This is a genomic window from Trichlorobacter sp. (assembly GCF_034008105.1).
GTDB lineage: Bacteria > Desulfobacterota > Desulfuromonadia > Geobacterales > Pseudopelobacteraceae > Trichlorobacter.
The window spans coordinates 41,997-64,209 of sequence record NZ_JAVEPN010000014.1; the positions used below are offsets into that span (position 1 = coordinate 41,997).

The 22,213-nt window shown below is 61.4% G+C and carries 14 protein-coding genes; all 14 read left to right on the plus strand.

Going from position 1 to position 22,213, the window contains the following annotated elements:
• Window positions 1-4: 4 nt before the first annotated feature.
• The 14 genes from RBQ93_RS09555 (at window position 5) to RBQ93_RS09620 (ending at window position 22,194) form a co-directional block, all read left to right on the plus strand.
• A complete protein-coding gene (locus RBQ93_RS09555; protein ID WP_320371886.1) occupies window positions 5-1,372 on the plus strand; it encodes a chloride channel protein in 1,368 nt (455 codons plus the stop codon).
• An 80-nt stretch (window positions 1,373-1,452) separates the two neighbouring features.
• Window positions 1,453-3,687, plus strand: a complete 2,235-nt coding sequence (locus RBQ93_RS09560) for a trehalose-6-phosphate synthase (RefSeq protein WP_320371887.1) — start codon at window positions 1,453-1,455, stop codon at window positions 3,685-3,687.
• Window positions 3,684-4,445 (plus strand): trehalose-phosphatase, encoded by a 762-nt coding sequence (gene otsB / locus RBQ93_RS09565; RefSeq protein ID WP_320371888.1) that lies wholly within the window; start codon window positions 3,684-3,686, stop codon window positions 4,443-4,445. Before RBQ93_RS09560 ends, otsB begins: the two co-directional genes overlap by 4 nt.
• Complete coding sequence (locus RBQ93_RS09570; RefSeq protein WP_320371889.1) at window positions 4,445-7,132, plus strand: UPF0182 family protein; 2,688 nt, start codon at window positions 4,445-4,447, stop codon at window positions 7,130-7,132. The genes otsB and RBQ93_RS09570 overlap by 1 nt, the downstream gene beginning before the upstream one ends.
• Before the next feature lie 86 nt (window positions 7,133-7,218).
• Complete coding sequence (locus RBQ93_RS09575) at window positions 7,219-9,510, plus strand: cation:proton antiporter (RefSeq protein ID WP_320371890.1); 2,292 nt, start codon at window positions 7,219-7,221, stop codon at window positions 9,508-9,510.
• A gap of 43 nt (window positions 9,511-9,553) precedes the next feature.
• A complete protein-coding gene (locus tag RBQ93_RS09580) occupies window positions 9,554-10,990 on the plus strand; it encodes a putative nucleotidyltransferase substrate binding domain-containing protein (protein WP_320371891.1) in 1,437 nt (478 codons plus the stop codon).
• Window positions 10,991-11,014: 24 nt separating this feature from the next.
• A complete protein-coding gene (locus tag RBQ93_RS09585) occupies window positions 11,015-12,451 on the plus strand; it encodes a DUF294 nucleotidyltransferase-like domain-containing protein (RefSeq protein WP_320371892.1) in 1,437 nt (478 codons plus the stop codon).
• A 31-nt stretch (window positions 12,452-12,482) separates the two neighbouring features.
• Window positions 12,483-13,841: an FAD-dependent oxidoreductase gene (locus RBQ93_RS09590; RefSeq protein WP_320371893.1), complete on the plus strand. Its 1,359-nt coding sequence runs from the start codon at window positions 12,483-12,485 to the stop codon at window positions 13,839-13,841.
• A gap of 28 nt (window positions 13,842-13,869) precedes the next feature.
• Complete coding sequence (locus RBQ93_RS09595) at window positions 13,870-14,751, plus strand: mechanosensitive ion channel family protein (protein WP_320371894.1); 882 nt, start codon at window positions 13,870-13,872, stop codon at window positions 14,749-14,751.
• 63 nt (window positions 14,752-14,814) lie between these two features.
• Window positions 14,815-16,440, plus strand: coding sequence for a mechanosensitive ion channel family protein (locus RBQ93_RS09600; protein WP_320371895.1), 1,626 nt, complete (start codon window positions 14,815-14,817; stop codon window positions 16,438-16,440).
• Between the two features lie 16 nt (window positions 16,441-16,456).
• A complete protein-coding gene (locus RBQ93_RS09605) occupies window positions 16,457-18,223 on the plus strand; it encodes an SLC13 family permease (RefSeq protein ID WP_320371896.1) in 1,767 nt (588 codons plus the stop codon).
• Between the two features lie 42 nt (window positions 18,224-18,265).
• The gene (locus tag RBQ93_RS09610) at window positions 18,266-19,921 is read left to right on the plus strand and encodes a Na/Pi cotransporter family protein (protein ID WP_320371897.1); all 1,656 of its coding nucleotides are present in this window, start codon (window positions 18,266-18,268) and stop codon (window positions 19,919-19,921) included.
• Between the two features lie 123 nt (window positions 19,922-20,044).
• Complete coding sequence (gene htpX, locus RBQ93_RS09615; RefSeq protein ID WP_320371898.1) at window positions 20,045-20,926, plus strand: protease HtpX; 882 nt, start codon at window positions 20,045-20,047, stop codon at window positions 20,924-20,926.
• A gap of 314 nt (window positions 20,927-21,240) precedes the next feature.
• Complete coding sequence (locus tag RBQ93_RS09620) at window positions 21,241-22,194, plus strand: Tim44 domain-containing protein (protein WP_320371899.1); 954 nt, start codon at window positions 21,241-21,243, stop codon at window positions 22,192-22,194.
• Window positions 22,195-22,213: the final 19 nt, after the last annotated feature.

The following is a 22,213-nucleotide window of genomic DNA, read 5'->3' on the forward strand; positions in this document are numbered from 1 at the left end:
CTGCATGAAGGAACATTTTACTGAACAGGCCACCCTGTTTATCAGCGTTATCAAGTGGTCGTGCTATGCGACACTGGTCGGCATCCTGGTGGGCTGCGGCACCACGGTGTTCCTGCGTACACTCAATTGGGCCTCCGGCACGGCTCAGCTGGTTCCCCAGCAGTACCTGTTACTGCCGTTGGTGATTCTTGCCAGCAGTGCCCTGGTGCGCTGGCTGGCCCCCGAGGCGGCCGGACACGGCACCGAAAAGGTGATCGAGGCGGTACACAAGCGGATGGGCAAGATTCCGGTGGCGGTGATACCGGTCAAACTGGTGGCAACCGTCATCACCCTTGCCGGTGGCGGCTCTGCCGGCAAGGAGGGTCCGGCAGCCCAGATCGGCGCCGGTTTGGCATCGGCCTGTGCCGACCTGCTGCGGGTCAACGATGTCGATCGCCGCAAGCTGGTGATCTGCGGCATCAGCGCAGGTTTTGCCACGGTGTTCGGCACGCCGGTGGCCGGCGCCATCTTCGGGGTTGAGGTGCTGGTGCTGGGCCAGATGTTCTACGATGTGCTGTTCCCCTGCTTTGTCGCCGGGGTGGTGGGCTACCATGTGGCCCTGCGTCTGGGGGCCAGTTTCCCCCATGACCTGCTGCCGCCGATGCCGACCTTCAGCGGCTGGAGCATGATCGAGATCATCATGCTGGGTGTCTGGTGCGGACTTGCGGCGCTGCTGCTGATTGAAGTCATGAAACTGGGTGAACGCTGCTTCGCTAAACTCGGCTGGCACTGGTCGCTAAAGGCGTTATTGGGTGGCCTGCTGCTGGTAGTGATCGGGCATTTTGGATCGCAGACCTACCTCGGCCTCGGGCTGGAAACCATGCATCAGGGGCTGCAGGGCCAGGCCCTGCCAGCCGGCGCCGTGCTCTGGAAGAGTGTCGCCACCTCGATCACACTCGGCAGTGGCGGCAGCGGCGGAGTGGTCACGCCGATCTTCTTTGTCGGCACCGCTGCCGGCAACCTGTTTGCCCAACTGTTCAGCCCTGAGTACCTGGCGGCCTATTCGGCCATCGGCTTGACGGCACTGCTGGCCGGCGCCGCCAACACCCCGATAGCCGCCTCGGTCATGGCCATCGAACTGTTCGGCTCAGAGATGGCCCCCTATGCGGCCCTGGCCTGCATGGTCAGCTTCCTGATCGCCGGGTATCGCAGCATTTACCCCAGTCAGATCCTGGGCGCCCAGAAAAGTGCCTCGCTGGAGGCGCCCACCGGCATGCCTATCAGCGAACTGCGGCAGGTCACCCTTAAGGCCCGGCAAACGCCGTTTACTCCTAAGCCGCGCACACCGGACAAACACGAACCGACGACCGGAACAGAACCTGATCATCGATAAGGAGATGGCCGCATGAGGATCACCCCCAACACCTGTCTCCAGCCGAATACAACCACGTTCGAGGGGAGGTTTGATACTGCATGAAAACCCTGTTCTCGCTCAGATCGCTGCACCTGTCGCTACGCTTTGTAATTCCACTGGTGGCGGCCCTGGCGCTGTTGGCCTACGCCGTGGTGCCGCTATTCGATGACCTGACCCTGCGCTGGTTCGCCCGCGACCTGAACATGCGTTCCCGCCTGATCAGCAGCACCCTGCAGGAACCGCTGGCAGAACTACTGCAGCGCAATGAACGGACACGCATCAATGCGCTGCTGCAGCGAGCCACCAAAGACGAGCGCCTGCTGGCGGTGGGGGTCTGCAATGACCAGCGCAAACTGCTCTATCGCACCCAGGCCTTTCCCAACGATATCACCTGTGTCAGCTATGAGCCAGACCAGCAGGAACAGCTACACCTGATCAACCTGCCCCATGGGCCGGTGCATGTCTTCAACGCCCCGCTGGAGCAGGATGGCACCGAGATCGGCACCCTGGTATTGGTGCATGACATGAGCTACATAGAACGCCGCAGCGCCGACACCCGCAAATACCTGCTGCTGCTGTTCGTGGTACTGGGGGTGGTGATCTCGCTGATCACCGTGCTGGTGGCCCACTTAAGCTGGCGAGGCTGGCTGGAGGGGGTGCGAGCCATGATGCGCGGCGAGGGGATTCTGCGTCCCTTCAGCCAACCGGCCGGGGCGGAACTGCAACCGCTGGTGGGAGAGATGCGCAGCCTGCTGCGCAACCTGGAGGCCGAACGCCGCCATGCCGACGACATGACCGTCAGCTGGAATCCGGCTGCCCTGCGTTCGCTGCTCAACAAGCAACTGACCGGCGATCAGGTGCTGGTGGTCTCCAACCGTGAACCGTACATCCATGTCAAGACCGAGCAGGGTATCGTGGTGCACCGTCCGGCCAGCGGTCTGGTGACGGCGGTGGAACCGGTGATGCGGGCCTGCTCCGGCACCTGGATCGCCCACGGCAGCGGCTCGGCCGACCGTGAGACTGTGGACTCGCATGATCGTGTCGGCGTGCCGCCTAAGAAGCCGGAGTACAACCTGCGCCGCATCTGGCTGACCGCCGAAGAGGAGCAGGGCTACTACTACGGCTTTGCCAACGAGGGGCTTTGGCCACTCTGCCATAACGCCCATGTGCGGCCAATCTTCCGCAGCAGCGACTGGGCCTGGTATCAGGCCATCAATCAGCGCTTTGCCGATGCGGTGGTGACAGAGGCCCGCAGCGACGACCCGGTGGTACTGGTGCAGGATTACCACTTCGCCCTGCTGCCGGCCCTGATCCGCAAACGGCTACCCAAGGCCACCATTATCACCTTCTGGCATATCCCCTGGCCCAACCCTGAGTCGTTCGGCATCTGTCCCTGGCGGGAGGAGCTGCTGAAGGGGATGCTGGGCAGCACCATCCTCGGCTTCCATACGCCGTTCCACTGCAAAAACTTCCTGGAGACGGTGGACCGCTATCTGGAGACCCGTATCGAGCATGAATCATCCACCATCTTCCACCGTGGCCAGCTGACCATGGTGGAAGATTATCCGATCTCGATCCAGTGGCCGCCGGACTGGCAGGGCAGCCTGCCGCCGGTGGACGAGACGCGGGCCGAGATACTGGCAGAGCTGGGACTGCCGCAGGGACATCTGCTGGGAATCGGTGTGGACCGGATGGACTACACCAAGGGGATCCTGGAGCGGTTCAGCGCGGTGGAGCGGATGCTGGAACTGCACCCCGAGCTGGTGGGCCGCTTCAGCTTTGTGCAGATCGCCGCCCCCAGCCGTTCGGCCCTGGAAGAGTACCACGCCTTCGAGCAGCGGGTGTATGCCCTGACCGAACGGATCAACCAGCGCTTTGAACGGGCCATCATCCTCAAGGCCGAACACCATGAAGCCGACCAGGTCACCCGCTACTACCGGGCCAGCAACGTCTGCATGGTCACCAGCCTGCACGACGGCATGAACCTGGTGGCCAAGGAGTTCGTGGCCGCACGGGACGACGAGCAGGGCGCACTGGTCTTGAGCCAGTTCACCGGCGCCGCCAACGAGCTGCACGAGGCGCTGATCGTCAACCCTTACCATGTTGAACAGACCGCCCAGGCGCTCTACCAGGGCCTGACCATGCCGGAGTATGAACAACGGGAACGGATGCGCAGCATGCGGTCACTGGTGCAGGATTTCAACGTCTACCGCTGGGCCGGCAGGATGCTGCTGGATGCGGCACGGGTGCGGCAGCGGGAGAAGCTGTCGGCCCGGATCGGACGGGAACTATGACCGAGTTGTTGAGCCCTGCAGGTCAACAGGCACTACGAAACTTTATCACCCCGTCCACCCTGTTTGCCTTCGATCTGGACGGCACGCTGGCGCCGATCGTGGACGACCCGACGGCGGCCAGGACGCCAAGCGAGGTGCGCGACGGCCTGCGAAAGCTGGCCCAGTTGGCGGTTACAGCGGTTATCACCGGCCGTTCCTGTAGCGATGCCCTGCCCCGGCTTGGCTTTCAACCCCAGTATCTGGTGGGCAACCACGGCAATGAGGGGCTGCCGGGCAGCGATGACCAGGCCAGTTCGCTGGCGGAGCTGATCCTGCACTGGCAGCAGCAACTGCAGCACCAGATGAGTCCCGAAAGCTGGGGCGCGCTGTACGTTGAACAGAAAAGCAGCTCGCTGTCGCTGCATTACCGCCACGCCCTGCAACGCGAGGAGGTTCACGCCCAACTGTTGGCGGCCATTGACCGGCTGACACCGACCCCGCGCCGAGTGGGCGGCAAGTTTGTGGAAAACCTGCTGCCGCCGGAGGCCCCGCACAAGGGCGACGCCCTGCTGCGGCTGATGGAACACAGCGGCTGCCCCAACGCCCTGTTTGTGGGTGATGACGAGACCGATGAGGATGTCTTTCGCCTGCGCGACCGCCGCATATTTACGATCTGCGTGGGGACCCAGCGTCCCACGGCGGCCGCCTACTACCTGCACGACCAAAACGCCATGCCACACGCCCTGGAACTGATGATCGCACTGTTAAGGAGTAACTGATGGGTAACCACCGCTTGATTGCAACCGCAGCCCTGGCCATGGTGTTGTTCGGACTGATCTCCACCCTGCTCGGCTACTACACCGACTGGCTCTTTTTTGTGGAAACCGGCTACGCCAAGGTCTTCACCACCGCCCTGCAGACCCAGGCGGTGGCGTCGCTCGTGGCCGGCAGCCTGGTGTTTCTGTTTGTGATGGCCAACCTCAAATACGCCAACCGGATCAGCTTCCCACCACGCAGCATGGTGTTTGAAGACGGCACCATCCACCAACTGCAACGCAGCGGACTGGCACAGCTGGTGGCCCCGTTAAGCCTGGTGGCCGGTCTGCTGCTGGCACTGTTGGCTGCCCGCTGGGGCGCGGTGCAGTGGCAGCAGCTGCTGCTGTTCACCAACAGCATCCCGGTGGGGGTCAACGATCCGATCCTGGGTAAAGACCTGAGTTTTTATCTGTTCAGGATGCCGCTTCTGGAACAGGTCAAGGAGTTCAGCGGCCTGGTGGTGCTGCTGACCGCCATCACCGTGATGGCCAGTTACTACCTGCGGGGCGGTCTGATCCTTACCGAGCGCAAGATACAGCTTGATGTGACAGTACGCCGTCATCTGGCGCTGCTGTTGTGGTGCCTTTCACTGGTGTTTGCGGCCGGTCTCTACCTGGATGGCATCAAACTGCTCTACCACGGCAACAGCCTAGTGAGCGGCGCCGGTTTCAGCGACGTTCATTCCCGCATCCCCACCTACCGTATCCTGGCCCTGCTTACCCCGCTGGCCGGGGCCGCCTGCGCCTGGGGTATCTGGAAGGGTATCTGGCGGGTCGCCCTGGCACCGCTGTTGGTGCTGGCTCTGCTGTTCGGGCTGGGGGTCAAGGTCTATCCGGCCCTGTTGCAGAAGTTCAAGGTGGCCCCCAACGAGATGGCGCTGGAGCTACCCTATATCGAACACAACATCCGCTTCACTCGACTGGGCTACGATCTGGAGAAGATCGAGACCGTGCCGTTCGATGTGGACAGCCGGCTGACGGCGGCCGGTATCGCCGCCAACGACGCCACCATCAAGAACATCCGGCTGTGGGACCATGCGCCGCTCTTGAAAACCTACAGCCAGCTGCAGCAGATCCGCACCTACTACAAGTTTTTCGATGTGGATAACGACCGTTATCTGGTGAACGGCCAGTACACCCAGGTGATGCTCTCCCCCCGTGAGTTGTCCTACGCCGACCTGCCCAGCAAGAACTGGATCAACGAACGGCTGATCTTCACCCACGGCAACGGCATCACCTTTGGCCCGGTCAGCCGGATCAGTAAGGAGGGGCTGCCGGAGTTCTTTGTCAAGGATATCCCGGCGGTCAGCCTGGCCGACATCAAGGTGACCCGGCCGGAGATTTACTACGGCGAGCTGTCCAACGACTACGTGGTGGTCAAGACCAAGGTGCCGGAGTTCAGCTACCCCACCGCCACCGGCAACATCAACACCACCTATGGCGGCGCGGGCGGGGTGCAGCTGGATTCGCTGCTCAAGAAGGCGCTCTTCGCAGCGCAGTTCAAGACCGAAAAACTGCTGTTTTCATCGGACATCACCCCCGAGAGCCGCATCCTGTACTACCGCAACATAGCCCAGCGGATCCGCACCGTGGCGCCGTTTTTGCGCTTTGACAACGATCCCTATCTGGTGGTGACGGCGGACGGCAAACTCAAGTGGATGATTGACGCCTACACCTCCTCCCACCGGCTGCCCTATTCCCGGCCGCTGAAGGGCGGCATTAACTACATGCGCAACTCGGTCAAGACGGTGGTGGATGCCTATGACGGCTCCGTCGATTTCTACATCAGCGACCCGGACGACATGGTGCTGAAGGTGTATGCTAAAATTTTCCCCAGCATCTTTAAGCCGCTGACCGCCATGCCAAAGGACCTGCGCGAACACATACGCTACCCGCACCAACTGATGCAGGTACAGGCCGCCATGTTCGCCACCTACCACATGACCGACCCCAAGGTGTTCTACAACAAGGAGAACCTGTGGGACATCCCGACCCTGGGTGAAGAGCAGATGGAGCCCTACTACACCATCATGAAGCTGCCGGGCGAGAAAAAGGAAGAGTACATCCTGCTGCTGCCGTTCACCCCCTCCAAGCGGGACAACCTGGCAGCCTGGATGACCGCCCGCTGCGACGGCGACAACTACGGCAAACTGATCGCCTACACCTTCCCCCGGGATCGACTGATCTACGGCCCCAAACAGGTTGATGCGCGGATCAACCAGGATTCGGCCATCTCCCAGCAGTTAACCCTCTGGAGCCAGCGCGGCTCACAGGTAATCCGGGGCAGCATGCTGGTGATCCCGATCGAGAAATCGCTGTTGTACGTCCAGCCGCTGTTCCTGGCAGCTGCCGACAAGGCCGGCCTGCCGGAACTGCGCCGGGTGATCGTGGCCTTCGGTGACGAAGTCGTGATGGAGGAAACCCTGGAACTGGCCCTGCAGCGGGTCTTCGGCGGCCGCCAACTGCCTGCTGCCGTTGCAGCAGCACCCCAGCCCGATGGGGTGCAAAAAGGTGCCTCAACCTCAGAGCTGGCCCGTCAGGCCATGGCCAGCTACGAAAAGGCGATCAACCTGCAGCGGCAGGGGGATTGGTCCGGCTACGGCGAGGAACTGCGCAACCTGCAGCGAATCCTGAAGCAGCTGGCAAAGTGAAACGGGTTGGCTGACGCACGCATGTTTCTGCAGGACCAGTGGATGATTGCGGTCGTTACACCTGATATCGTGTCGAAAGTGAGACCATGGACAGTATCAATCTGATTCAAGACCTGGCGATTGTCCTGCTGGCTGCCAGCTTCGCCGGTGCTCTGTGCAAGCGGGTTGGGCTATCGGTGATCGTGGGCTACCTGCTGGCCGGTATCGTCATCGGCCCCCACACGCCGCCGTTTTCCTTTGTGCTCGATGTACAGCGGATCGAGACGCTGTCCCAGATCGGGCTGGTGTTCCTGATGTTCGGCATCGGCCTGGGCTTGAGCCTGACCAAGCTGCAGAAGATGGGGGCTTCAACCTTGTTAGGTACCGGGCTGGGCGCCTTCTTTGTGCTCAACCTGACCCAACTGTTGGGCTCGCTGCTGGGCTGGTCATCGTTTCAAAGCCTGTTTGTTGCCGGCATGCTGATGGTTTCCAGCTCAGCGGTAATCGCCAAGATCATCAAGGATATGAACCTTGGCAACCAGCGTTATGCGCAGATGGCGCTGGCGATTACCGTGCTGGAGGACGTGGTGGCCGTGGTGATGCTGGCGGTGCTGGGTTCCCAGGCGTCTGCCGGGGTGGGCAGCCTGCTGGCCGGTATGAGTGCCTTCGTGGTGCTGCTGGTGATGACCGGACTGTTCCTGGTGCCGAAACTGCTGGGCCGGATGGAGGCCAAGGCTGACCCGGAGCTGCAGACCCTTGCCGTGGCCGGCGTACTTTTTCTGATGGCGTTGCTGGCGGTGAAGGCTGGCTATTCACTGGCGCTGGGGGCTTTTCTGCTGGGCGCAATCGTGGCTGAGATGCCGCAAAGAAGCGGTGTTGACAAGGCCTTTTCCGGCATGCGCGATATGTTCAGCAGCGTGTTTTTTGTCTCCATCGGCATGATGATTGACGTCAAGCTGATGGTTCAAGTCTGGCCGATGATTCTGGGGCTGATGCTGTTTACGGTGGTGGTCCGCTCCGTCTCCACCGGCTTGGCCCTGATCCTGATCGGCACCCCCCCCTATGAAGCCCGCCGGGCAGGGCTGGCGCTGACACCGCTGGGTGAATTTACCTTTGTGATCGCCCAGCTGGGTGTCAGCAAGGCGGTGTTGCCGGCGCACTTTTATCCGGTGGCCGTTGGTGCTTCCATCCTGACGGTACTGATCGCCCCCCTGATCAACCGGCATGCCGATACGGTGCTGCATCTGGTCGAAAAAACCGAGCCGGCTTTCGTGCGTCGGATTGTCGGGGTGTATCACCAGTGGCTGGCCCAGTTCGCCATCCTGCAGGCCAGCCAGTTGTGGTGGCAACTCAGCAAAAAACGGGTGCTGCAGATCACCCTGGAAGTCTTGCTTGTCACCGGTCTGCTATCCTTTTCCGCCCCCTTGCTGGACCTCTTTCAGCACAGCCAGACGGCGGTCAGACTGTCACCGGTAGCGGTAAAACTGACCTTTTTCATCCTGCTTGGTCTGTTGGTGCTGATACCGCTCTTTGCAATATGGCGGAATCTCTCGGTAATGGCCATGATCTTTGCCGCGCTGGCCGAAACCAGAACCCGGATGCCCAGCCCCTTGGTTGAAAACAGCTTCAAACTGCTGAGCGCCTTCGGTATTATCTACTGGCTCTACCAGGCAGCACCGGTTGAAGCACTTTCAAAATGGGCTCTGCTGACTATCGTGGCACTACTGGCAACCGTGCTGTTTATCTTTTCCCGGCGCCTGATCTACTGGCACAGCAGGTGGCATGGTTCGATCAGCACGGTGTTTACTGATTCCGATGCCCTTGAGGTAACGCACCGCCGGCTCTGGATGCAGAATTCCGTCGGTTGGGATATCAATCTGCAGCAGTTCAGCCTGCCCGAACAGGCAACATGTTCAGGCAAGAGTATTGCGGAGCTGCAGATACGCTCACGCCTGGGTTGCACGATTGTAGAGATTGAACGCCAGGGATATACGATTGTGGCACCGGAACCGGCCATGGTGTTGTATCCTGGTGACCGGCTGCTACTGCTGGGCACCGCCGAGCAGATCACCGCCCTGCGTGAGGAGTTGAACAGGGTCAAGGCGGATGATCAAGTTCCGGACTTCGATGCGGTGCGCCTGCAGTCGGTGCCGGTGCCGGCCGGCCCCCATGTCGGCGCCTCTCTGGCTGAGCTGAGCATTCCTCTGCACACCGGCGTACTGGTGGTAGGCATCAATCGTTCAGGAGTCAAAACCATCAACCCGGCCGGTGAAGAGCAGCTCTCCGAGGGCGATGAACTGCTGTTGCTGGGTTCGCCCAATCAGATCAGCCAGTTTGAGGCCTGGCTCTCCGATAATCAGACACCGGGGCTGCATCTGCAGACTGCCTCGATGGAGTAACCCGAAAACATGTATTCGCTAGTGCACATGGTGAGGTGAACCTATGTATGACCTGAACATCCTGTTTGAACCGGTTGGACCGCACTGCCGCAGGGCGGTGATAACCGGCGCACCTGAAAACCGCCTGGTGGATGCGGCGCGTCTGATGAGCGAAAAAGGGGTCTCAAGTCTGGTGATCTGCCAGGATGGAAATCCGGTGGGGATGATCACCGACCGGGATCTGCGCACCAAGGTGGTGGCACAGGGGTTGGACCTCCAGCATCAGACCGTTGCCAGCGTGATGAGTCGTCCCCTGATCACCATCCGGGAAGATGAACGGCTTTTTGAGGCGATGCACCGCATCTTTCACCACGGCATTCACCGGATTGTGGTCGTGGACGCGAACTGCAGGCTAGCAGGGATTATCACCGATTCCGATATCCTGAAACTGCAGGCCGACACACCCCACAGCCTGATCCGCAGTATCGAGCAGGCCCAATCCGTTGACGACCTCAAAAAACTGCATGGCCAGATGCAGAAACTGGTAAGCCGTTTGGCCGGATCCGGCCTGCAGGCAGAGGAGCTGTTGCACTTCAGCGCACTGCTGCACGACGAGATCATACTGCGTCTGATCGATCTGCTGCGTTCCGGCCGTTTCAACGATCTGCATGAGCGTTTTGCCATAGGCCTCTTGGGAAGTGCGGGGCGGGGAGAGCACCTGCTTGTTTCCTATCAGCATAGCGCCTTGATCTTTGCCGATGACCTGACGCCAACGGAATTCCAGCAGGTCGTACTGTTTTCCGACGAACTGGCTGCTGCCCTGCAAAGCATTGGTATCCATCACAGTCCGGCAGGTGCAACACTCAACAACCCAACCTGGCGGCTTAGTCTCGAAGGATTCAAGACGTTATTTGATCGCTGGATTGCTGACCTGTCGCAAGAAAACATGCAAAAAATCAGCCTGTTGAGCGATATGCGCACGGTGTATGGCGATACAGCACTTACCGCTGAACTGCAGCTGCACGTTACACAACGACTGAAAGAAAATGACCTGGTTCTGGATCGGATGCTCGAACAGCTGCTGCGAAGCAAGACGCCACTCAGCCGGTTTGGCCGACTGCATACCATCACCAGCAATCATAAAAAACTGATCGATGTGAAACAAGGCGGCCTCACGACCATAACGGATGGGGTACACCTTCTCGCACTATTCAAAGGAATCCAGGCTCACACCACCGCGGAACGTGTCAAATGGCTGGTAGAGGCCAGTGTACTCACCACGCGGCAAGGAGATGATCTACGGTCTGTCTTTCACAACCTTAACCTGTTTCTGCTCCGTGCTCAGCTACATGCGCTGAGTAAAAAGCACCTCCCTACGCACCTGCTCGAACTTGACCAGCTCAATCCGATTGAACTGGGAGAACTTAAAACGACACTGAAAGAAGTAACGGTATTCCGTAAGACGTTGCAGCACCTTTTTCGCTTCAAGCATTTACTTTAACGCGGCCAGTGCCATGGGGGCGCCATGTCTGAACTCAATGTCCTGTTCCAGCCGGTGGGCCAGTACTGCCGCCGCGAGGTGATCACCTGTGGGGCCGACGACCCGCTGGTGACGGCTGCCACGCTGATGCGTGAACGCTCCATCTCCAGCCTGGTGGTCACTGATCAGGGACAGCCGCTGGGGATCATCACCGACCGGGACCTGCGCAACAAGGTGGTGGCCCTGGGCCGCAACCCGGCCGAACTGACCGTGCAACAGGTGATGAACAGCCCGTTGATCACCATCGCTGAAGACGAGTTCCTGTTCGAGGCGCTGCACCTGCTCTCACGCCACCGCATCCACCGTCTGGCGGTTATTGCTCCGGACGACAGCCTGACCGGCATCATCACCGATTCGGATATCCTGCGGATCCAGACCCGCTCGCCGCAGCAGCTGGTGCGAGAGATCGAGGAGGCCGCCGGGCTGGACGAGCTGGCCGCGCTGCACAAACGGGTGCAGGGCCTGGTGAAACATCTGGTGGGCACCGGGGTCGCGATCAGCGAACTGGTGCGGCTGATCGCCCACTTAAATGACCGGATCCTGATCCGGCTGACCGAGCTGGTCCGTTCAGAGCAGTTTCCTGGGCTCACCGACCGCTTTGCGCTGCTGGTGCTGGGCAGTGAAGGACGCGGCGAACAGACCCTGACCACTGATCAGGACAACGCCCTGGTCTACGCCGACGACCTGCCGCAGCAGCAGGTGGAAGAACTGAAAACATTCTCGGAGGCCCTGATCGATGCGGTAATCAGGATCGGCATCCCCCCCTGCCCCGGCGGCATCATGGCCAGCACCCCCCAGTGGCGCCACAACCTGCAGGGCTGGCGACAGCAGTTCAATCACTGGTTCGGGGCCCCGATCCCGGCAAACATCCTCAAGATCAGCATGGTTTCAGATATGCGCACCCTGTACGGCGATCCAAGCCTGGAGCAGGCACTGCGCGCCCACGTCTCCGGCCGTTTGGTGGGCAACGACGCCTTCCTGGGCCACATGACCGCCAACCTGCTGCGCTTCGGCGTGCCCCTGGGCTGGTTTGGCCGCATCAAGACCGAAAAGCCCCCCCACAGCGGCCTGCTGGACCTTAAAAAGGCCGGCATCTTCGCTGTCACCGAAGGGGTCAAGATCCTGGCCCTGGCCACCGGCCTGCAGGTGCAGAACACCCGCCAGCGGGTGGCGGCCCTGCAGCAGGCAGAGGTGCTCAGCCCGCAGGAAGCTGACGATCTGACCGCAGTCTACGACAGCCTGGTGCAGTTTCGGCTGCGCAGCCAGGTTGATGATATGAATGCCGGCCGCCAGCCGGACAACCGGATCGCACTGGCCGATCTGAACCGGATGGAACAGGGACGACTGCGCAGCGCCCTGGAAGGGGTGCGCTCCTTTCAGCAGTTGCTGCAACAGCGCTACCGCCTGGGTCAGATGATGTAAACTGATAACAAGCAGCACAAGGGGACACAGCATGACACAACAACGTCTGGTGGTGATCGGCGGCGATGCCGCCGGCATGAGCGCAGCATCCAAGGTACGTAGAGAAGACCCAAAACGGGAGATCGTGGTCTTTGAACGCAGCCCTCACACCTCCTACTCGGCCTGCGGCATGCCCTACTTCATCGCAGGACTGGTGGACGGACCTGAAAAACTGGTGGCCCGCAGCCCGGAGAAGTTCCGCGATAAATACAACATCGACGCCCGCACCGGCCACGAGGTGACCGAACTGGACCTGGGCAACCAACGGGTGCGGGTACGCAGCCTGGCCGACAGCAGCGAGGCCTGGGAAGCCTATGACCAGCTGTTGATCGCCACCGGCGCCGAGGCGATCTTCCCCAAGCTGCCAAACAGTGATAGCGACGGCATCTTCGGCCTGTCCACCCTGGCCAGCGGCATCCGGGTGCAGCAATTCATGGATCAGCAGCTACCCCGCCGCGCCGTGGTGGTGGGGGGCGGCTACATCGGCCTGGAGATGGCCGAGGCATTGGTGCGTCAGGGGCTGCAGGTGGCACTGGTGGAGCGCGGAGAGCAGGTGATGGGCACCCTGGACCCGGACATGGGTGCTTTGGTCTCGGATGCCCTGCGGGAGATCGGCGTGGAGCTGTATCTGAACGAATCACTGACCGGTTATGAGGCTGCCAATGGGCTGGTCACCGCTGTGGTCACCGACCAGCGTACCCTGCCGGCTGACCTGGTGATCGTGGGCCTGGGAACCCGGCCCAACAGCAGTCTGGCCGCAGCGGCCGGCATCACCCTGGGGGAGAAGGGTTCGATCCGGGTCAATCCCCGCATGCAGACCTCGGCGCCCAACGTCTGGGCCGCCGGCGACTGCGCCGAGAGCTTCCACCTGGTGAGCCGCAAGCCGTTCCATGTGGCCCTGGGTACCGTGGCCAACAAGCAGGGCAGCGTGGCCGGCATCAACCTGGCCGGCGGCTATGCCACCTTCCCCGGCGTGGTCGGCACGGCAGTCAGCAAGATCTGCAAGTATGAGGTGGCCCGCACCGGCCTGATGGAGCGGGAGATCAACGGTCTGGGTTTGAAGTACAAGACTGCCACCACGAAGAGTAAAACCCGGGCCGGCTACTACCCCGGCGCCGGCTGGATCACGGTCAAACTGCTGGCCGAGCAGGGTACGGGCCGCCTGTTGGGGGGCCAGATCGTCGGCCAGGAGGGGGCCGCCAAGCGGATCGATGTGCTGGCCACCGCCCTCACCGCCGGCATGACCGTGCAGCAGATTGTTGATCTGGATCTGTCCTACGCCCCGCCCTTCTCGCCGGTCTGGGACCCGGTCCAGACCGCCGCCCGTCAACTACTGGGCAGCAGCGACTAGTGCCTGATCCATTGAAAGGGACCGTGCCATGACCGCTATCCAACGTCTGTTCGATCAATCCCGTTCCGCGCTGGACATCACGCTGCTCAAGCTGGGGGCCACGCCGATCACACTGGAGATGATCGCCAAGCTGATCATCCTGCTATTGCTGCTGTTCTGGCTTTCTGGCAAGCTACGGGTGCTGATCGCCGACCGACTGCTGGTAAGAACCAGAATGGAGGTTGGTGCACGCCAGGCGATCGGCTCCATCGTGCGCTACCTGGTGCTGGTGGTGGGCTTTGCGGTGATCCTGCAGACTGCCGGCATCGACCTGACCGCCCTCAATGTACTGGCCGGCGCCGTCGGCATCGGTCTGGGCTTCGGCCTGCAGAACATCGTCAACAACTTCATCAGCGGCCTGATCATCCTGTTCGAGCGACCGATCAAGGTGGGGGACCGGATCGTGGTGGGCGATGTTGAGGGCGATGTGGTGCAAATCGGCGGCCGTAGCACCACCGTGGTGACCAACGACAACATCTCGATCATCGTGCCCAACTCGAAATTCATCACCGAAGATGTGATCAACTGGAGCCACAACGAACGCAAGGTGCGCTTCAAGATACCGGTGACCGTGGCCTACGGCAGCGATATCGACCAAGTAACCGGCCTGCTTTTGGAGGTTGCCCGACAGGACAAGGATGTGCTGCAGGAACCACCGCCAAGCACACGGCTGATGGCCTTTGGCGACCAAGGCCAGCAGTTTGAACTGCGCGCCTGGAGTACCACCCTGATCCAGCGTAAAGGGCTGTTAACGAGCAATCTCAACACCGCGCTCTACAAAAAACTGACCGAGCAGGGGATCGAGATTCCCTATCGCCAGCTTGACCTGCGTTTCCGCACCCCGCTGCGCACAACGGCACCAGACGCCTAGCGCGGCCTGCTGCGGTGGCAACCGCAAACCGTGCCAAAGCTCGGCGATGAAAGGATGACCACCATGTTGCTACGTACCCTGCTCTGCAGCCTGTTGGCCCTGTTGATTAGCAACGGCCCGCTGCATGCCGCGCCCCCACCGACAAACGCACCCGTGGCCCAAACCAGTGCGCCGGTGCTGCTGGACGGGAAAGAGCTCTTCAGCATCACTACCGGCGTGTTCTCCTATACCCCTGCTGATCGGGCGCAGACCATCAGCAACCGCTTGCTGGCCGTGGCACGGGATCGCCAGCTGACCGTTGACCAGATCACCCTTGACGACCATACAACCAGTACCGATATTGTGCTGCAAGACCGGGTGTTGATGACGGTCACCGATCAGGATGCCGAGGCTGACGGCAGGAAACGCCCACAATTGGCCCAGCACTATGCGGAGCAGATCCGCACGGCACTAGCTGACTACCGCACCGCCCGTAGCGGTCGCACCCTGGCAATCGACGCAGCCCAGGCGTTGGCCGTCACGCTGATCCTGGCAACTTTGCTGGCATTGATCAGACGCTTTTTCCCCCGTCTTACCGCCCAGATCGAGGCATGGCGCGGCACCCGCATCCGTACCATCCGTTTCCAGAGCATCGAACTGTTGCACCAAGACCGGGCCGTGGCCATGTTGCTCTCCAGCCTGCGCTTTGTCCGTATCCTGCTGGTGGTTGGTCTGCTCTACCTGTACATCCCGCTGGTGTTAAGCTTCTTTCCCTGGACCGCCGGCCTGTCCGACCGCCTGTTCAACTATATTGAGACACCGGTGATCAAGGTCTGGCACGGGGTAACCGCCTACCTGCCCAACCTGTTCTTTGTGGCGGTGATCGCCATCTGCACCCACTACGTGATCCGCTTCAGCCGTTTTCTGTTCAGCGAGGTGGAACGGCAGAACATCTCCCTGCCCGGCTTCTACCCCGACTGGGCCCTGCCCAGCTTCAAGATCGTCCGCTTCCTGATCATCGCCTTTGCGGTGGTGATGGCCTTTCCCTATCTGCCCGGCTCTGATTCGCCGGCCTTCAAGGGGGTGTCGGTCTTCCTGGGGGTGCTGTTCTCACTCGGTTCCTCCTCGGCCGTTGCCAACGTGGTGGCCGGAGTAATCCTGACCTACATGCGGGCCTTTGGCGTGGGGGATCTGGTTAAGATCGCCGACACCATGGGGGACGTGATTGAAAAAACCCTGCTGGTGACCCGTATCCGCACCACCAAAAACGTGGATATCACCATCCCCAACGCCATGGTGCTGGGCAGCCACATCATCAACTACAGCTCCTCGGCCCGACTGATCCTCAACCCCATCGTCACCATCGGCTATGAGGTGCCCTGGCGCCAGGTGCACGAACTGCTGATCGCCGCCGCAGGCGCAACAGAACGGATACTGGCCGATCCCAAGCCCTTTGTGCTGCAGACGGCGTTGAACGACTTTTCCGTCAGCTACGAGCTGAACGCCTACACCGATACACCCTCGGCCATGGCCACGGTCTACTCGGCGCTGCACGCCAACATCCAGGACCGCTTCAATGAGGCCGGGATCGAGATCATGTCGCCCCACTACAGCGCCCTGCGGGACGGCAACCTGACCACCATCCCGGCCAACTATCTGCCATCGGACTACCAGCCGCCGGCCCACCGCATCAGCAGGGTGGAAGCTTGAAACGGAGACCGGCGTCATGACCCTTGAAATCCTCCTGGTATGCGGGCTGGTACTGTCGGCCGTAATCCTGTTCGCCACCGAGCGGCTGCCGGTGGACCTGACCGCCATGATCATCATGGGCGCCATGCTGCTGTCCGGCATGATCTCGGCCGAGGACGCCATCGGCGGTTTCAGCAACCCGGCCACGGTGACGGTGGGGGCCATGTTCGTGTTGTCGGCCGGCCTGTTCAAGACCGGCGCCGTCAACCTGCTGGGCAACAGCCTGGCCCGACTGGGGCGGATCAGCTTCTGGCTGGTGCTGGTGGTGATGATGTTGATGGTGGGTCTCTTGTCGGCCTTCATCAACAACACGGCGGCGGTGGCGATCTTCCTGCCGGTGATGCTGACCATCGCCAAAGACTGTGGCTTCTCGGCCGCACGCCTGCTGCTGCCGCTCTCCTTCGCCTCCATGTTCGGCGGGGTCTGCACCCTGGTGGGCACCTCAACCAACATCCTGGTCTCCTCCATTGCCGAGCGCCATGGCCTGCAACCGATCGGCATGTTCGAACCAACCTCCCTGGGCCTGCTCTTTTTCGGTGCCGGTTCGGCCTACCTGCTGCTGGTGGGCATCCGACTGATCCCCAAACGGGGTGGTGCGGCAGAACGCGGCCCCACCTTTGGCAGCGGTGATTACCAGATCGAGATTGTGCTTGGTCCCGAGGCCCGCTCGGTGGGCACCGTCCTGGTTGATTCACCGCTTCTGCACGACGTATCCATCCGTTCGGTAGAAGTATTCCGCAACGGTAAACGGCTGGAACAAACGATGCAGGAACTGGTGCTGCAGGTGGGCGACCAGCTGAAACTGCGCGCTGACCTGGAAAACTTCCGCAAGCTGAAGGAACGGCAGGGGATCGCCCTGCGCCAGGAAACCGGTGCAGCTGCCGATGAAGAGGCCGCACTGGTGGAGGCGGTGGTGGCCCCCGGCTCCACCCTGGACGGCCGCAGCCTCAAGCAGGCCCGTTTCCGCTCCCGCTACGGTCTGACCGCCCTGGCCGTGCGGCACCGGGGCCGGGTGATGCGCGAACACCTCGAAGAGATGCAGCTCAAGGCCGGCGACGTGCTGCTGTTTGAGGTGGCCCAGAAACAGCTGCAACTGCTGCGCGACGACCGGACCTTCGTGCTGGTGTCCCAGGTGGAGCTGCCAAATTTCAGAAAAAGCCGGATGCTGACCGCCATCGCCATCGTGGCCGGGGTGGTGCTAGCAGCCGCCACCGGCGCCGTGCCGATCGTGGCCGGCGCCATTGTGGGCTGCATCCTGATGGTGCTGACCCGCTGCCTGACCCTGGACGAGGCCTACGGCTCCATCAACTGGCAGGTCATCTTCCTGCTGGCCGGGGTGCTGACCCTGGGCACCGCCCTGGAGACCACCGGCGCCGCCCGCCTGCTCGGCGGTCTGCTGGTCGAGCACCTGGGCAGCCTGGGGCCGGTGGCGCTGGTCTCGGGTCTCTATCTAGCCACCTCACTCTTAACCGAGCTGATGTCCAACAACGCCACCGCAGCGCTTCTGGCTCCCATCGCCATCGCCGCTGCCGAGAGCCTGGGGATCGATGCGCGGCCCCTGTTGATGGCGATCACCTTTGCCGCCTCGGCCAGCTTCATGACCCCGGTGGGCTACCAGACCAACACCCTGATCTACGGGCCGGGCCAGTTCCGCTACGCTGATTTCCTCAAGGTGGGCACGCCGCTCAACATCCTGTTCTGGATCCTGGCAACCATCTTTATCCCGCGTTTCTGGCCGTTTTAGTTCTGGATGCTAACCACAAGCCAGCTACACCATGGTGATCTGATGATACTGAGTACGACCATCAATGCGATCGGCGGTTTGGCCCTGTTCCTGCTGGCCATGCTGATGATGACCGAAGGCCTGAAGCTGTTTGCCGGCGAGGGGCTGAAACAGTTGCTGGGCCGCTTCACCTCCACGCCGCTCAAGGGGGTACTGGCCGGCGTGCTGGTGACCGGCCTGGTGCAGTCATCCACGGCGGTCACCGTGGCGGTGATCGGTTTTGTCAACGTCGGCCTGATGGGCCTACGGCAGGGCCTGGGGGTGGTGTTCGGCACCAACGTCGGCACCACCGTCACCGGCTGGCTGGTCAGCCTGGTGGGGTTCGGCTTCAAGATCGAGAACTTTGCCCTGCCGATCCTGGCCCTGGGCGTGGCGTTGCGGCTGGGGTCCAGCAGTCGGCGCAATCAGGGTCTGGGCGAAGCCCTGGCCGGTTTCGGTCTGTTTTTTCTCGGTCTGTCGATCCTCAAAAACTCCTTTGGCAGCCTGGCACAGCTGTACGGCAACGGCGTTCCAGGCTTCACCACCAACGGCGGTGTGATCACCTTTCTGTTGGTCGGCTTTGTGATCACCGTCCTGACCCAGTCATCCAGTGCCGCCATCGCCATCATCCTGACCGCCGCCACGGGCGGAGTGATCGGCATCCAACCGGCTGCTGCCGCCGTGATCGGCGCCAACCTCGGCACCACCACCACGGCGGCCGTCGCCGTGCTCCGGGCCACCCCCAATGCCAAACGACTGGCACTGGGGCATATCCTGTTCAACCTGATCACCGGCGTGGTGGCGTTATCACTGTTGCCGGGCATGCTCTGGCTGGTGGCGCAGCTGGCAGACGGGCTGGATCTGGAAGGCAGCCCGGCAGCTGTGCTGGCGCTGTTCCACACCGTCTTCAACCTGCTAGGGGTCGTGATCATGCTGCCGCTGACCGGACGCCTCACCCGGCTGCTGGAGAAACGCTTCCGCAGTCTTGAGGAAGAGGCCGGGCGCCCCCACCACCTGGATGCCAGCCTGGCCACCACCCCCAGCCTGGCGGTGGCCGGCCTGCGGGCTGAACTGCTGCGGCTGCGGGATATGACCAACCGCCTGGTGCGTGCCTCCATGGCGCCCTCGCCGGTGGCCGTCAAGGCATTTGAACAGCAGGCGGCTGCCATTCACCGCCTGGTGGTTGCAGTGGCCGAGTTTGTCGGCACGGTGCGCACCGCCACCATGTCGCGTGAGGAGGGCGAACAGCTCGCCCGGGCGTTACGCACTGCCCGTTATCTCGACGAAGCGGCGCGCCTTTCAGGCACTGCGCTGGCCCTGCACCAGAAACTGCTGGGCAGCAGCGATGCTGAAACCGTGGCGGTGCTGCAGCAGCTGTTCGACCAGATTGAACACTGCTGCCGCTTGGCCCATCAGGAAGAGCCCGCCGAAGATCACTCTGATCAGGAACGGCTGGAGGCCCTGGAAGGCTTTGAACAACAGTACCAACAGACCAAGGCAGAACTGCTGGATGCTGCGGTCTCACGGCGCCAGTCCATAACGGTGGTCAACCAGCTGCTGGGAGAGCTGAGCGGCACCCGGCGTATGGTTGAGCAACTGGTCAAGGCCGACCGTCTGCTGCGCAGCCCGGCCCTGGCTGAAGCGATCGAATCTGAAAAACGGCAGGAAAACGCTGCCTAGAATCTGTGCCAGACGGTGCGACAGCTTGCCAGCCGACGGTTTTTTGCTACACTTGGTGCTCACCGTTACCTGTTTTCAAGCTGATCTACACGCTTCTTAACCTTATCATCTCCGGAGGAGCCAATGTTTAAACGAATCATCCTGTTCATGGTCACCAACCTGGCGATCGTCTTCGTGCTCAGCATCGTGCTGAACCTGCTGGGGGTCGGCCCAATGCTGGACCAGCATGGCCTCAATATGGGCAGCCTGATCGTCTTTGCCGTCGTGTTCGGCTTTGGCGGTTCACTGATCTCGCTGGTGATCTCAAAATGGACCGCCAAGCGGCTGACCGGCGCCCAGGTGATCAGCCAGCCCTCCAGCGAACTTGAGCACTGGCTGGTGGAGGTGGTGCGACGGCAGGCCCTCAAGGCCAACATCGGCATGCCTGAGGTGGCGATCTACGACGCCCCGGATGTCAACGCCTTTGCCACCGGCATGAACCGTAACAACGCACTGGTGGCGGTCAGCACCGGGCTGTTGCGGGCCATGGACCGCAACGAGGCCGAGGCGGTGCTGGCCCATGAGATCAGCCACGTGGCCAACGGCGACATGATCACCCTGGCCTTGATCCAGGGGGTGGTCAACACCTTCGTGATCGTGGCCTCGCGGCTGGCCGGCTACCTGGTGGACCGGGTGATCTTCAAGACCGAGCGGGGCCACGGTCCGGGTTTCTTTATCACCTCGATGATCGCCCAACTGGTGTTCGGCATCCTGGCCAGCATCATCGTCTGCTGGTTCAGCCGCCAGCGTGAGTTCCGAGCCGACGCCGGCGCGGCGGCCATTTCAGGCCGCGAGAAGATGATCGCAGCCCTGCAGAAACTGCGCATGAGCACTGCCCAGCCCCACCTGCCGGACCAGATGGCCGCCTTCGGCATCTCCGGCGGCGCCGGCAGCGGACTGAAAAAACTGTTCATGACCCACCCGCCGTTGGAAGAGCGGATCGCAGCCCTGCAGCGTAGCAGGTAATCTGCCGGACCAGGTCGCTGCCATACCCTGCAGTGCTGAGCACGATACCTGTTGACAAGCTGCGGCCAGTTTACGTATAAGTAAGTCTCCTAAAGGGGAGTAGTTATCGGCCGCAAACAAGGCCGACCCGTTTTCGTCACTACGGCTGAAAAGCCCGGAAACGGGACAGTGCATACTGTCAACAAGACCTTTATCCAGGTAATCAACCGGGGGTAAAGGTCTTTTTTTTTGCCCTCGCTACTCACGTAGAACGCCGGGGCACACAATGAGCAGACCCCAAAGTATCCACCTTACCAACCAACCAAGGAGTGAACATGCAACGACAGGTCGCAAGAGTATTTACCGTACTGGCAGCAGTTCTGTTTCTGAGCATCACCGTTTTCGAACTGCATGCCGAAGCGAGGGGTGGCGGCAGACGTTCCATCGGCAGTCGCGGTTCCCGCACCTACAGCAAACCGGCAGCACCGACCTACCAGTCAAGCCAGCAACGGCAGCAGGCCACAGCGACTCCAGGGTCGCTCCAGCAGCAGCCTGCAGCAGGCGGAAGCTTCATGAGGAGTATGGCCGGCGGCCTGATGGGCGGCATGCTCGGCAGTATGCTGTTCAGCAGTTTTGCCGGGGCCTCCGGTGGTATGCCGGGCGGGGGTGGCATCGGCCTGTTCGAGATCGCCCTGCTGGCCGGTATCGCCTACCTGATCTATCGCTTTATGAAGAAAAAGAGAGAGCAGAGCCAACTGGCGCCAGCACTGCACTCCAGCGCACCGTTTGGCGCACGGCAACCCGAAGCGATCAGGATGCAGCCGGTCGAGGCCGCCTACCTGCCAGCCGATTCAGGGCTGCAGCATATCCAGCAGATGGACCGCAGCTTTGACGAAACAGCCTTTCAGGACATGGTGATGGACTATTTTTTCAGAATCCAGGCCGCCTGGATGAACCGCGACCTGTCGACGGTTTCCGGGCTCCTGACCGACGAGATGCGGACGATCATGCAGGGCGATATCGACCAGCTGTTGAAGGACAAGCAGATCAACCGGCTCGAAAACATAGCCGTCAGAAAGGTGGAGATCGCCGAGGCCTGGCAGGAGTCTGGACAGGATTACATTACGGCGCTGGTGCATGCCAACCTGCTAGATTATACGACCGATGAGGCGACAGGCGCCGTGGTTTCAGGGAGCACTACGGAACCGGTGCGTTTTGAAGAGAACTGGACCTTCGTCAGATCCGTTGGCAGCAACCCGTGGCAGCTGTCGGGCATCCATCAACGCTGAATAGAAACCACAAAAAAGC